10 protein-coding genes and 1 tRNA gene are annotated in these 13,161 nt (G+C 62.6%); 9 read left to right on the plus strand and 2 right to left on the minus strand.

The genetic code is table 11. The features are described from left to right. Positions 1-17: 17 nt before the first annotated feature. The 5 genes from nuoN (at position 18) to EB235_RS18630 (ending at position 4,888) form a co-directional block, all read left to right on the plus strand. Entirely contained in the window at positions 18-1,454 is a 1,437-nt protein-coding gene (gene nuoN, locus EB235_RS18610; protein ID WP_027029557.1) for an NADH-quinone oxidoreductase subunit NuoN, read from the plus strand. 5 nt (positions 1,455-1,459) lie between these two features. After that, entirely contained in the window at positions 1,460-2,281 is an 822-nt protein-coding gene (locus EB235_RS18615; protein WP_027029556.1) for a biotin--[acetyl-CoA-carboxylase] ligase, read from the plus strand. A 134-nt stretch (positions 2,282-2,415) separates the two neighbouring features. Continuing rightward, complete coding sequence (locus EB235_RS18620) at positions 2,416-4,086, plus strand: ribonuclease J (protein WP_027029555.1); 1,671 nt, start codon at positions 2,416-2,418, stop codon at positions 4,084-4,086. 122 nt (positions 4,087-4,208) lie between these two features. Beyond that, positions 4,209-4,613 (plus strand): methylmalonyl-CoA epimerase, encoded by a 405-nt coding sequence (gene mce / locus EB235_RS18625; protein ID WP_027029554.1) that lies wholly within the window; start codon positions 4,209-4,211, stop codon positions 4,611-4,613. Further along, positions 4,610-4,888, plus strand: coding sequence for a DUF1467 family protein (locus EB235_RS18630; protein ID WP_027029553.1), 279 nt, complete (start codon positions 4,610-4,612; stop codon positions 4,886-4,888). The genes mce and EB235_RS18630 overlap by 4 nt, the downstream gene beginning before the upstream one ends. Before the next feature lie 494 nt (positions 4,889-5,382). On the opposite strand, the gene EB235_RS18635 is transcribed toward EB235_RS18630, so the two are convergent. Further along, a complete protein-coding gene (locus EB235_RS18635) occupies positions 5,383-7,896 on the minus strand; it encodes a caspase family protein (RefSeq protein WP_155256305.1) in 2,514 nt (837 codons plus the stop codon). Positions 7,897-8,113: 217 nt separating this feature from the next. Here EB235_RS18635 and proS point away from each other — a divergent pair, with 217 nt between their 5' ends. From proS to EB235_RS18650, 3 genes are read left to right on the plus strand one after another with little or no spacing between them, the layout of a single operon-like run. Then, positions 8,114-9,442, plus strand: coding sequence for a proline--tRNA ligase (proS, locus tag EB235_RS18640; protein WP_027029552.1), 1,329 nt, complete (start codon positions 8,114-8,116; stop codon positions 9,440-9,442). Beyond that, entirely contained in the window at positions 9,439-10,725 is a 1,287-nt protein-coding gene (locus tag EB235_RS18645) for a lipoprotein-releasing ABC transporter permease subunit (protein WP_027029551.1), read from the plus strand. The genes proS and EB235_RS18645 overlap by 4 nt, the downstream gene beginning before the upstream one ends. Beyond that, entirely contained in the window at positions 10,725-11,405 is a 681-nt protein-coding gene (locus tag EB235_RS18650) for an ABC transporter ATP-binding protein (RefSeq protein WP_027029550.1), read from the plus strand. The genes EB235_RS18645 and EB235_RS18650 overlap by 1 nt, the downstream gene beginning before the upstream one ends. Positions 11,406-12,017: 612 nt before the next feature. On the opposite strand, the gene lipB is transcribed toward EB235_RS18650, so the two are convergent. Then, positions 12,018-12,761: a lipoyl(octanoyl) transferase LipB gene (lipB, locus tag EB235_RS18655; RefSeq protein ID WP_027029549.1), complete on the minus strand. Its 744-nt coding sequence runs from the start codon at positions 12,759-12,761 to the stop codon at positions 12,018-12,020. Positions 12,762-12,988: 227 nt separating this feature from the next. On the opposite strand from lipB, the gene EB235_RS18660 reads away from it, so the two are divergent. Next, a tRNA-Leu gene (locus EB235_RS18660) sits at positions 12,989-13,073 on the plus strand. Positions 13,074-13,161: the final 88 nt, after the last annotated feature.

Genomic DNA, 13,161 nt, shown 5'->3' on the forward strand with positions numbered 1-13,161 from the left:
CAGAGGTTTTGCGAACCATGACGCCGGACCTTCTCTCCAGCCTGTCGCTCTCGACGCCCGAGCTGATCCTTGCCATCGGTGCGCTCGCGCTGCTGATGGTCGGCGCCTATTCGCGCGCCAATACCAGCACGCTGGTGACCGGCCTCGCCGTGGCCGTGCTGGTCGTCGCGGGCGCATGGCTGATCTTCCGGACCGGGGACGGCAGCGCTTATGGGCATGCCTTTATCCAGGATTCGTTTTCCCGCTTCATGAAGGTGCTGGCGCTGGTCGGCTCGGCCGTGACGCTGATCATGTCCGGGCGCTTTGCCAAGGCGGAACATTTCGACAAGTTCGAATATCCGGTGCTGATCCTGCTTTGCACGCTGGGCATGATGCTGATGATCTCGGCCAACAGCATGATCGGGCTCTATCTCGGCCTCGAACTGCAGTCGCTGGCGATCTATGTGCTGTGCGCGATCAACCGCGACAATCTGCGTTCGACCGAGGCAGGCCTGAAATACTTCGTCCTCGGCGCGCTGTCGTCGGGCATGCTGCTCTATGGCATCAGCCTGGTCTACGGCTACACCGGCAACACCGGCTTCCAGGAAATCGCCACCGCTCTGGGTAGTGGCGAGCGCCAGCTTGGTCTCGTCTTCGGCCTGGTTTTCGTGCTGGCCGGCCTTGCCTTCAAGATCTCGGCGGTGCCGTTCCACATGTGGACACCCGACGTCTATGAAGGCGCGCCGACACCGGTGACCGCTTTCCTTGCGGCAGCCCCCAAGATGGCGGCGATGGCGCTGATCGTGCGCGTCACCATGGGTGCGTTCAAGCCGATTGCCGCCGACTGGCAGCAGATCATCGTCTTCATCTCGATCGCCTCGATGGCGCTCGGTGCCTTCGCCGCGATCGGCCAGACCAACATCAAGCGCCTGATGGCCTATTCCTCGATCGGCCACATGGGCTACGCGCTGGTCGGCCTTGCCGCCAACAGCCAGGCCGGCGTGCGCGGCGTTGCCATCTACATGCTGATCTACCTGGTGATGACGCTCGGCACCTTCGCCTTCATCCTCGCCATGCGGCGCAAGGAAGGCAATGTCGAGCAGATCAGCGATCTGGCCGGGCTTTCCTCGACCAATCCGATCATGGCGACCATCCTGACCATCCTGATGTTCTCGCTGGCCGGCATCCCGCCGCTCGCCGGCTTCTGGGGGAAGTGGTACGTCTTCCTGGCCGCCATCAACGCGCATCTCTACGCGCTGGCGATCATTGGCGTGCTGGCCTCAGTGGTGGGTGCTTATTACTACCTGCGCATCATCAAGATCATGTGGTTCGACGAGCCGGTCGGTGGCTTCGTGCCGATGGCCAGCGAATTGCGTGTCGTGCTCGGCGTCAGCGGCGCCTTCGTGCTGTTCTATGTGCTGATCGGCGGTCCGATCGGCACCTATGCCGAAGCCGCCGCCAAGACGTTTTTCTAGACGGAATGGCATTTCGGCTGGCCCCAACCTCGGCGTCGGAAGGCTTCCGGCTCGAGGATCATGAGACTATCGGCTCCACCAATACGGTGGCGCTGGACCATGCAAGGGCAGGCGACCCTGGTAAATTGTGGGTCGTTTCCAAGAAGCAGGAAAGCGGGCGTGGCCGGCGCGGCCGCGCCTGGGTATCGCACGAAGGCAATCTGGCCGCGACCTTGCTCGTCATCACCGGCGGTGAACTTCGCCTTGCCGCGACGCTCGGTTTCGTCGCTGGCCTGTCGCTTGCCGACGCGCTCGATGCAGTGGTGCCGAAAGGCCGCATCGCCATCGGGCTCGATGGTGCGAGCCAGGGGCAAAACCGTTTCGAGCTGAAATGGCCGAACGACGTGCTGGCCTCCGGTGCAAAGCTCGCCGGCATCCTGCTGGAGTCGGCGATACTGGATGGCGGCCGCTTCGCGGTCGCCGTCGGCATCGGCGTCAATGTGGTGGCGCATCCCCCGGATTTGCCGTATCCCGCGACATCGCTGCAGGCTCTCGGCGCGACATGCGACGCGGAAACGCTGTTCCTGGCGCTGTCGGATGCCTGGAGCGAGAATGCCCGCCTGTGGGATGAAGGGCGCGGACTTGCCGCCGTCAGGCGGCGCTGGCTGGCGCGCGCGGCGGGGCTTGGCGGCGAGGTTGCTGTCAGAATTGACGGTAATGTCGTGCGTGGGGTGTTCGAGACCATTGACGAAGACTGTCGTTTCGTGATCCGCGACGATGAGGGATCTGTTGTGACGGTCGCAGCCGGCGATGTGCATTTCGGCGCGGTTGCATCCGCCCGAGTCTAGAGCGGCTCATTGTTCGATATGAACAATGACGGCTATAACTGTTTGTTTATGCGCAATTCCTGTGGGAAAGCCGTTGCACGCTTTTCCTGGAATTGCTCCAACGGCTTGGCCTGAGGGCCAGGAAGGAAAAAATCATGGCGAAAGCCGAAAACGCTGAACTCGTCTTCGTGCCGCTTGGCGGCGTGGGCGAGATCGGCATGAACTTCGCTCTCTATGGCTACGGCCCGCCGAGCGCCCGCGAATGGATCGTCATCGATGTCGGCGTCACCTTTCCAGATGCCAGCCTGCCCGGCGTCGACCTGGTGCTGCCCGACACGCGCTTCATCGAGGAAAATCTCGCCAATCTGCGCGGTATCATCATCACCCATGCGCACGAGGATCATTACGGCGCGCTGCTCGACACCTGGCCGAGGCTGAAAGCACCGGTCTGGATGACGCCGTTCAGCGCCGGCTTGCTGGACGCCAAGCGGCAAGGCGAACAAGGCGCGCCGAAGATCCCGGTGACGATCTACCGGGCCGGCGAAAAATTCACAGTCGGCCCGTTCGAGATCGAAGCCATTCCGGTGGCGCACTCGATCCCTGAGCCGATGTCGCTGGCGATCACCACGCCGGCCGGCACCGTCATCCATACCGGTGACTGGAAGATCGATCCGGAACCGACGATCGGCCCCAAGACCGACGAGGCACGGTTCCGTGCCTATGGTGACAAGGGTGTGCTGGCGCTGATCTGCGATTCGACCAATGCGCTGCGCGAAGGCGAATCGCCCTCGGAAGTCGCTGTCGGCGAGGGCCTCAAGGGCGTCATCCAGAGTGCTGTCGGCCGCGTCGCCGTCACCACCTTCTCCTCCAATGTCGGGCGCATCGTTTCCATTGCCAGGGCGGCACGCGATGCCGGCCGCCAGTGCCTGGTGCTGGGCCGTTCGCTGAAGCGCGTCATCGATGTCGCCGACGAACTCGGCTACATGGACGGCTTGCCGGAATTCATCGCCGAGGAAGATTTCGGCTTCATCCCGCGCGAAAACCTCGTCATCATCTGCACCGGCAGCCAGGGCGAGCCGCTGGCGGCACTGGCCAAACTGTCGCGCGACGAGATGAAATCGGTGTCGCTGACGGCGGGCGATACGGTGGTGTTTTCCTCGCGTACGATTCCCGGCAACGAGAAGGCGATCCTCGAGATCAAGAACCGCCTGATCGATCTTGGCATCAAGATCATCGAGGACGGCGATGCGCTGGTGCATGTCTCCGGCCATCCCCGGCGCAGCGAATTGCGCAAGATGTATGAATGGGTGCGCCCGCAGATCGGCGTTCCCGTGCATGGCGAGGCGGCGCATCTGGTGGCGCAGGGCTCGCTGATGTCGACTTCGGGCATCGGCCAGGTGGCGCAGGTGCGTGACGGTGACATGCTGAGGCTCGCGCCCGGCCCGGCCACCATCATCGACCAGGTGCCGTTCGGCCGCATCTACAAGGACGGCAGGCTGATCGGCACAGACCAGGCGATGGGCATTCGCGACCGGCGCAAATTGTCGTTTGCCGGCCATGTCGCGGTCAATGTCGTGCTCGACGACAAATATGAGCTGGCCGGCGACCCCGACCTGGTCGCCATTGGTGTCGCCGAGGCCGATGCCGGTGGCGAGGCGCTGGAAGATTTGATGATCGATGCGGCCGTCGGCGCTGTGGACTCGATTCCTCGCCAGCGCCGCAAAGACCTCGACCTGGTGCAGGAAGCGGTGCGTCGCGCGGTGCGCGGTGCGGCCAACGAAGCCTGGGGCAAGAAGCCGCTGGTGACAGTGTTCGTCACGCGGTGACGAACAGGGGAATAAGGGAGTAGGGCAGTAGGGCAAGCAAGTCGTGTAGTACTCGGCCTTCAGTTCTTTTTCTCTACTGCCACCCTGCCTTATCGACCTACTCGCCTGATACGGAGCACTCCATGCTCGGACGATTGAATCATGTCGCGCTTGCGGTGCCGGATCTGGAGGCGGCCATTGCTACCTATCGTGGCACGCTCGGCGCCGAAGTGACGGAGCCGCAGGCTTTGCCGGAGCATGGTGTCACCGTGGTGTTCGTCAATGTCGGCAACACCAAGATCGAATTGCTGGAGCCTTTGGGTGAGGGCTCGCCGATCGCAGCGTTCCTTGCGAAAAACCCGTCCGGCGGCATGCATCACCTCTGTTATGAGGTCGACGACATCCTGGCCGCGCGCGATCAGCTCAAGGCTGCCGGTGCGCGCGTGTTGGGCGACGGCAACCCGAAGATCGGCGCCCACGGCAAGCCGGTGCTGTTCCTGCACCCGAAGGATTTCTTCGGCACGCTGATCGAACTGGAACAATCATGAGCTGGATTTCGTTCACCGCCCTGTTTTTCGCGACCTGGTGGGTGGTGCTGTTTGTCGTGCTGCCGTTCAGCGTCAGGACGCAGGATGACGATCATGACGTGACGTTGGGCACGGTCGCGAGCGCGCCGCGTGGCCCGCATATGTTGCGCGCCGTGATCCGGACCACCATTGTCACGGCGATCCTGATGGGCATTTTCTACGGCCTGACGCATGGGCTGGGATACAGCGTCGACGACCTCGCGCGCATCATGCCGGATTTCGGCCCCGCGAAATAGACCTCTCGGCAAAGGCGCTCCGACGCCATCGGTGCAATGCGGGTGGGGATCGCGATGCCGTCAGATTGCGCGGCCGTAAGCTTGCTGACGCAAGGTCATGTAACCTGTCAACTCACCGCGCTAATCACGTGATTGCACAAAAAAAATGCAAGGCACAAGGCCTTGCAATTAAACGCGTCCGATCTGTTTCCGTTTTCCGGCGGCAGCGAGTAACCGCGCCTAGATCGCATCCTCCCAAGACTTTGACCGCGTAGGAGAGCTGATTTTTCTCAACCCTCTCGGTTATCGCGGCACACTAGCCTAAGCCGAATGAAAATGTCACGAAGAATTTTGCCTCGAAACAGGCATTCTCGTGCTGCACTGCACAATAGAATGGCATGCTTTGCTTTCGAAACAACCAGCAGGCTTTTGCGGCATGTCCTGAATTGACGCGCGCAAAGAATTCGCGGCCAAATCAGAAGACATTCGGCCTCCTCCACACAATCGGCTGAATGCTATTTGGCGACGCCGGCCTCCGCCATTGCCTTTTCGACCATGCCGATCCAGACCTCGTTGGCACCCGGCAGCCGTCCTTGCGATTTCAGGCCCGTCAGCATGGCCAGCGCCGCTTTGAGATTTGCCGGAGTGTCGACGCCGGCAATTGCCAGCTTGTAGCGGCTGAAGGCGGCATCGACCGTGCGCTGTGCATTGCCCGGGTCGGCTTGCAGCTGCGCCTTGGCGATGACGAAACCAGCCAGGTATTCCGCAGCCGCGCCGGTCTTGTCGCCCTTGCTCATCAGCATATCGCCGATGCGGTTGTGGCCGACCGCAAGGTCGCGCTGCCATTCGGCATTGTCGTGGTCGAGTTCGGCCAGATATTCCGCAATGGCCTGCGCGGAACGGCGGTCGGCGAGCGCTCCATCAACATCTCCGGCCTCGGCGCGGGCGTCGGATATCTTGCCCAGCGCAAGCTCGAGGTCACGCCGCCATAATGTGTTGCCGGGATCCCGCGCCACCAGCTTTTGCGCGATATCGACGCTGCGCTTGTAGGGATCGAAAGCTTTTTTGTTTTGCCCGGTCAGCCGCTGCAGGTCGCCGATAGCGGTGAGGCTGACGGTGATGTCACGCTGCAGTTCGGTGTCGTCAGGCAGCTTCTTCGCCAGCGCCTCGGTGATCTGCAGGGATACATCGTATTCCGCGATCGAGCCTTCCAGATCGTTGGTCAGCCGGAGCGCCAGCCCGATCTTGGAATGGCTGACGGCAAGGTCGCGCCGGAAGCCGTCATCATCCGGCGCTTGCTCGACCAGGAACTCGGCAACCTTGAGCGCTGAACGGTAATTGGCCAGCGCGCCAGGCCCGTCGCCCGCAGTCCGCATGGCGTCGCCGATGCGGTTGAAGCAGATGGCGTAGTCGCGCAAATAGCCAAAGGTAGGCTCCTTTTCGAGGATCGCCTTCATCGTCGCGAGAGCCTGCTGGTAAAGCGCGATCGCGCCGGCGCTATCGCCCATCGCCTTCTTGACGTCGGCCACCTTGTTCTGCGCTACGGCAAGGTCGCGCTGGTGATCGATCTTGTCGGGCTCGGCGGCCGCGCGTTTCTCGGCGGAGCGGACCATCGAATCGTAGGCTTTGCCGGCTTCCTGCAAATGGCCGACGGTCGTTTCCAGCGTGCCGATCAGTTCCCAGGACAATGTCTGCTGGTAGCGCGCGTCGTCCGGTATTGGAAAGCCCTCGACATCAGCATAGAGCGCCACAGCCTTGCGGTAGTCCTCGATGGCGAGGTCGTAGCGCAATTGCGCCTGCGAGGCGCCGCCGGCTAAATAGTGCGTCGTTGCCTCCGACAGCGTGCGCTCGATGAAGCGGGTTTTCAGATCGTCGCGCGACTTGCCGTCGATATCAGCCGCCTTGCCAAGCAGTGCGCGTGCCTCGTCGAACGAGCCGAGGGCCAATTGCGTCTCGGCCTGTTGGCGCAGCGCCGTCACTTGCGGGTCGGAAGAGGCGAAGTTGCGCAAATCGGCGCGGACCTTGATGAAAGCATCGGCCGCTTCCCTGAGTTTCTGCTGGCGCTGCCCTGGTGCCATCGCTTTGCTGTCGGAGGTGATGAGTGCGGCGTATAGCGGCGCCAGCGGCATGTCGGCGTGGGCCGCCACCGTTTCGACCTCGACGCGCAGATCCGGCGTGACATCGGCCATGGCGAGCAGCAGCCGATCGCGCTCGGGCAGGGCATCCTGGCTGGCCTGCGCGGCGAAGAAAAGTCGGGGCAAGCCGCTCTCGACATAGGGAAGCTGTTTGCCGCGCGACAGATCGTAAACCTGCTGCTGCACCAGGGTCAGCACCGAGCGTATTTCCAGCCCGTCCGTGGGCAGGAACCTGGCCAATGCGGCGGAGAATTCGGAGTTGCCGGATGCGCCGTCGGACGCTGTCTGCCCGGGCGCCGCGGAGAAGGCGAACAGCACGTTTTCGGCGGCGCCCATGCGTCCGAGCCCCGGCTTGGCTTCGGCTTTCACCTCTGGCGCGATGGACACCACGCCGCGTCCTTCGCCAGACTGGCTGTCTCCGGATTCGCTGCCCCCGGACTGGCCAAATGGATCGTTGCGGCAAGCGTCGAGCACCACGAGGCCGATCTTGCCGACCGCGGTCACTGTCTCGCGCACCTCTTCGAGTGGAAGGGTTGTGGCCTTCAATCGGTCCAGCGAAGACGGATCGGCATCGACCGGCAGAAGGCGGTTGTCGCCCGCGATCTCGACGCCATGGCCGGAGAAGTAGATCAGCGCGACATCGGCGCCGGCGGCATCGTCGCGAAAATCCTCCAGCGCGCGGCGCATCCGCTTCAGGTCGCGGTTCGCTTCGGTGGTGACGTCGAAGCCGAGTTTTTGCAATGCGGCTTCGATCGTGCGGCTGTCGTTCACTGCATTCTTCAGCGGACGTACGTTGCGGTACTCGTCGGCCGCGATAATGAGCGCGACCCGCCGCTCGGCTTGCGCCGCCGAGACGAAAATGATCGCCAGCATGACTGCCAGGAGAAACCGCAATGACCCAATCCGCCCCAAGCCGACAGCGTCCCACGGCTTTACGGTTCAGGCAAGCCGGCGCGAAGTGGCCCGGAAACCGGAGGATTGCGGGCACCACGGCGTCAATGTGCCGCCATGGCCGGGTTTCCATTGCGCCTTGAAATGGCTATGAAGCCGGGTCAAGCAAGCCTGCGTCGCGCCGATTCTGGCGTGGCCGTTCTCATTCACGGACCAGTCCATGCGTTTGTCGCGCTATTTCCTGCCCATCCTCAAAGAAAATCCGCGCGAGGCCGAGATCGTCTCGCACCGGCTGATGCTACGTGCCGGCATGATCCGCCAGCAGGGGCAGGGCAGTTTTTCCTGGCTGCCACTCGGCAAGCGCGTGCTCGACAAGGTATGCCAGATCATCCGCGAGGAACAGAACCGCGCCGGCGCGCTGGAAATCCTGATGCCGACCATCCAGTCAGCCGATCTGTGGCGCGAAAGCGGCCGCTATGACGACTACGGCAAGGAGATGCTGCGCATCAAGGATCGTCAGGATCGCGACATGCTCTACGGTCCGACCAATGAGGAAGTGGTCACCGAGATCGTCCGCGCTTACGTCAAGTCCTACAAGGACCTGCCGCTCAATCTCTACCACATCCAGTGGAAGTTCCGTGACGAGGTGCGGCCGCGCTTCGGCGTCATGCGTTCACGCGAATTCCTGATGAAGGATGCCTATTCCTTCGACCTCGATTTCGAAGGCGCGAGAGCGGCCTATAACAGGATGTTCGTTTCCTACCTCAGGACGTTTACGCGCATGGGCCTGCAGGCGATCCCGATGCGGGCCGACACCGGGCCGATCGGCGGCGATCTCAGCCATGAATTCATCATCCTGGCCGACACCGGCGAAAGCCAGGTCTATTGCGATCGCGATTATCTGTCGCTCCAGGTGCCCGGCGAAAACACCGACTTCGCCAATGACGCCGAGATATCGGACATCGTCAAAACGTGGACGACGCCCTACGCCGCCACCGACGAGATGCATGACGAAGCGGCGTGGGACAAGCTCGGCGAAGCGGACCGTGTCTCGGCGCGGGGCATCGAGGTTGGCCACATCTTCCATTTCGGTGACAAATATTCCAAGCCCATGGGCGCCAAGGTGACCGGGCCCGACGGCAAGGATCATTTCGTCTCCGGTGGCTCCTACGGCATCGGCCCGTCGCGGCTTGTCGCGGCGATCATCGAAGCCAGCCATGACGAGAACGGCATTATCTGGCCGGACAGCGTGGCGCCGTTCGACATCGGCCTGATCAACATGAAGGTGGGCGACGCCGATTGCGACCGCGTCTGTGACGAACTCTATGCCGCCTTCACTGCTGCCGGCAAGGATGTGCTTTACGACGACACCGATCAGCGGCCGGGTGGCAAGTTCGCCACCGCCGACCTGATCGGCCTGCCCTGGCAAGTGATCGTGGGGCCGCGCGGCGTTGCCGCCGGCGAGATCGAGATCAAGAATCGCAAGACCGGCGAGCGTGAAACGCTGCCGCTGGCCGACGCGAAAAAGCGCTTCGGTGCTGCTGCATGACCGAGGCGGCGGCGACAAGATCGGCGGGCGCCGGCCCGTTCTCCATCTTCGAACGCATGGTGGCGTGGCGCTATCTGCGCTCGCGGCGCAAGGAGACGGTGATTTCCGTCATCGCCTCGATCTCCTTCCTCGGCATCATGCTGGGGGTGGCGACGCTGATCGTGGTCATGGCTGTGATGAACGGGTTCCGCGCCGAGTTGTTGACGCGCATCCTCGGCGTCAACGGCCATTTGATCGTGCAGCCGCTCGATTCGCCGCTTGAGGACTACACCCAGGTTGCCGGCCGCATCAACGGCGTGCCCGGCGTCAAATACGCCATTCCGCTGATCGACGGCCAGGTGCTGGCGCAAGGCAATGTCGGCGGCGGCACCGGCGCACTGGTGCGCGGTATCAGGGGCGATGATCTCGGCAAGATCTCGATCGTCGCCAGCAACATCAAGCAAGGCACGCTCGCCGATTTCGATACAGGCGAGGGTGTGGCCATCGGCAAGCGCATGGCCGAGAATCTCGGGCTGACGCTGGGCGACACCATTACGCTGATCTCGCCCGATGGCGACGTGACGCCGATCGGCACGACCCCGCGTATGAAGGGCTACAAGATCGCGGCGATCTTCGAAGTCGGCATGTCGGAATATGACACTTCCATCGTCTATATGCCGTTTTCCGAAGCGCAGCTCTACTTCAACATGGATGGCCGCGCGCAGACGATCGAGATCTATGTCGACAATCCCGACGATGTCGACGCGCTGAAACCGAAGGTCGAAGAGGCAGCGCAGCGGCCGATCGACATGGTCGACTGGCGCCAGCGCAACGAGACCTTCTTTTCGGCGCTGCAGGTCGAGCGCAACGTCATGTTCATGATCCTGACGCTGATCGTGCTGGTGGCGGCGCTCAACATCATTTCCGGGCTGATCATGCTGGTGAAGGACAAGGGGCACGATATCGCCATCCTGCGCACCATGGGCGCCTCACGCGGCGCCATCCTGCGCATCTTCCTGATGACGGGTGCTGCGATCGGCGTCACCGGCACGCTGGCCGGCGTGCTGCTCGGCGTCGTCATCTGCACCAACATCGAATCGATCCGGCAGTTCTTCTCGTGGATGACCGGCAAGGTGCTGTTCAACCCGGAACTCTATTTTCTCAGCCAGTTGCCGGCCAAAATGGATCCGCGCGAGACGACCTATGTCGTCATCATGGCGCTCGGCCTGTCTTTCCTGGCGACGGTGTTTCCGGCGTGGCGGGCGGCTCGCCTCGATCCCGTCGAAGCCTTGAGGTACGAGTAGTGGCTGAGGTCATTATCGAGTTGAAGAGCGTCGAACGGCACTATGTCCAGGGGCCGCGCAAGCTGACCATTCTCAACGGCGCCGATTTTGCGCTGAAGCGCGGCGAGATGGTGGCGCTGGTGGCGCCGTCCGGCACCGGCAAGTCGACGCTGCTGCATACCGCCGGCCTGCTCGAACGCCCCGACGCCGGCGACGTGATCCTGTCCGGCCGGGCCTGCGGGCGATTGTCCGACGACGAGCGTACGTCAATCCGCCGCAACGATGTCGGCTTCGTCTACCAGTTCCATCATCTGCTGCCGGAGTTTTCCGCGCTGGAAAACATCATGATGCCGCAGCTGATCAAGGGGTTGAGCCGCAAGGAAGCGTCCGAGCGCGCGGCGCAACTGCTCGACTACATGCAGATCGGCAAGCGCGCCTCGCACCGGCCGTCCGAACTTTCCGGCGGCGAACAGCAACGCGTCGCCATTGCCCGTGCCGTCGCCAATGCGCCGCTGGTGCTTTTGGCCGACGAGCCGACCGGCAACCTCGACCCGGTCACCGCCTCCTATGTCTTCGACGCGCTGAGCGCACTGGTCAAGCAATCGGGACTCGCCGCGCTGATCGCGACCCACAATCACGACCTGGCCTCGCGCATGGACCGGCGCGTTACGCTGGCCGACGGCAAGGTTGTGCCGCTGTAGGGATTTTGATCTCTCCGAGGGTCACTGGGGGATCAGAACCGCCAGTGAGCCTTCAGTGCGATCAGGGTGGAAGAGATCGCGATCATCACAAGGATGAGCAGCCAGGTTACGAAGTTGCGCGGGAGGCGCCACCGGCGGCCTTGCCTCATGCGCTTTCGCCAACGATCAGCTTGATTGGCGCCTTGGTGTTGCCCCACGTCCATCACTCGGTAGTCGTTCAGCTTGCCCACTATTGTCCCGGCTGAGATTAAGCAGGCGTTAATATAGCTTGCCCCAGGCGAGCAATCGCAATGGCTTGAAACGCGCCATGAGCCGCAAAAGGCTCATCCATACGCTACGGGAAGAGGGCGTCGCCCACATCTTCCTGACCTGTTGATAGGTCCCGCGCCGTCAACCTTTCCTTAACCCTGCCGATTTGATCGCCCGGAGATTCTGGAGGCAGCCGGGTTCCGTCCGTTGACATTGAAACAAAATTAGAACAAATTGAGAACATATCAACAACAGGAGAGAGTTATGACCGATCTGGTTCAGGATGTCATCTCGCTGGTTTGCATGAGCACATTCCTCATTTCCATGGCGATCTGGATCGGCGCCATGTGATTTGGCGAAGGCTCAACCGACCTTGCGCGCCGCTTCGACGGGCAAGGCCGTGGCGGGGCCGAACACGTCCTCGAAGGCTGATTTAAGCGCCAGATCAAGGTCGGCCATGCCAACGGGCAGACCGAGGTCGACGAGGCTGGTGACGCCGTGGTCCTGCACGCCGCAGGGTACGATGCCGCTGAAATGGGCGAGGTCCGGCTCGACATTGATGGCGATGCCGTGAAAGCTCACCCAGCGCCGCAGCCTGATGCCTATTGCGGCGATCTTGTCCTCCGCCGGCGAGCCGTCCGGCAAGGCAGGGCGATCGGGCCGCACCACCCAGACGCCAACCCGGTCCTCGCGGCGCTCGCCATGGACGTTGAAGGCAGCAAGCGTGCCGATGATCCACTGTTCGAGCGCGGCGACGAAAGCGCGCACGTCCTCGCGCCTCCGCTTCAGGTCAAGCATGACATAGGCAACCCGCTGGCCCGGCCCATGATAGGTGTATTCGCCGCCGCGTCCGGCCGCGAAGACCGGAAACCGGTCAGGCTCGATCAAATCCTCGATGCGGGCACTGGTGCCGGCGGTGTAGAGCGGGGGATGTTCGACCAGCCAGACCATTTCGCCGGCGGCCCCGCTGCGGATCGCCTCGGCGCGCGTCTCCATGAAGGCGATCGCATCGGGATAGGCGGTGAGATCAGGCTCGATGCGCCACTCGACCGGTGCCGAACCGGGGAGCGGCAGGAACGACGTGGCAATCTGGCTGCGTTCTGGCATGGCTTTTCGTTTTTCGCTTGTGCCGCCGCGATCCGCTTGCACTTTCGGGCGACATGCATCTGCCTCCCATATGGCGTCAATCGCTCAAAACGTCCAGTTCCTGCGCCGTATTCCAATCCTGTGGACCGTTATGCCAATCGGTTGAGATTATTGCTTGCCGCGCACTTGTTTCGCCGGAAACGATTTGCTACACGCCGCGTGCCGGTCGGTTCCGGCTCCTACCACGTGCGGTCGTGGCGGAATTGGTAGACGCGCAGCGTTGAGGTCGCTGTGGGGCAACCCGTGGAAGTTCGAGTCTTCTCGACCGCACCATTCTCCCTCCCGAAATCCGATTTGTATCAGCCGCCGATGGCGGGCAGGGCGCATCTCGTTTGACGTGCCCGCGCATTACCCTTGGCAT

It is taken from the genome of Mesorhizobium loti R88b (genome assembly GCF_013170845.1).
Taxonomy (GTDB): Bacteria; Pseudomonadota; Alphaproteobacteria; order Rhizobiales; family Rhizobiaceae; genus Mesorhizobium; species Mesorhizobium loti_B.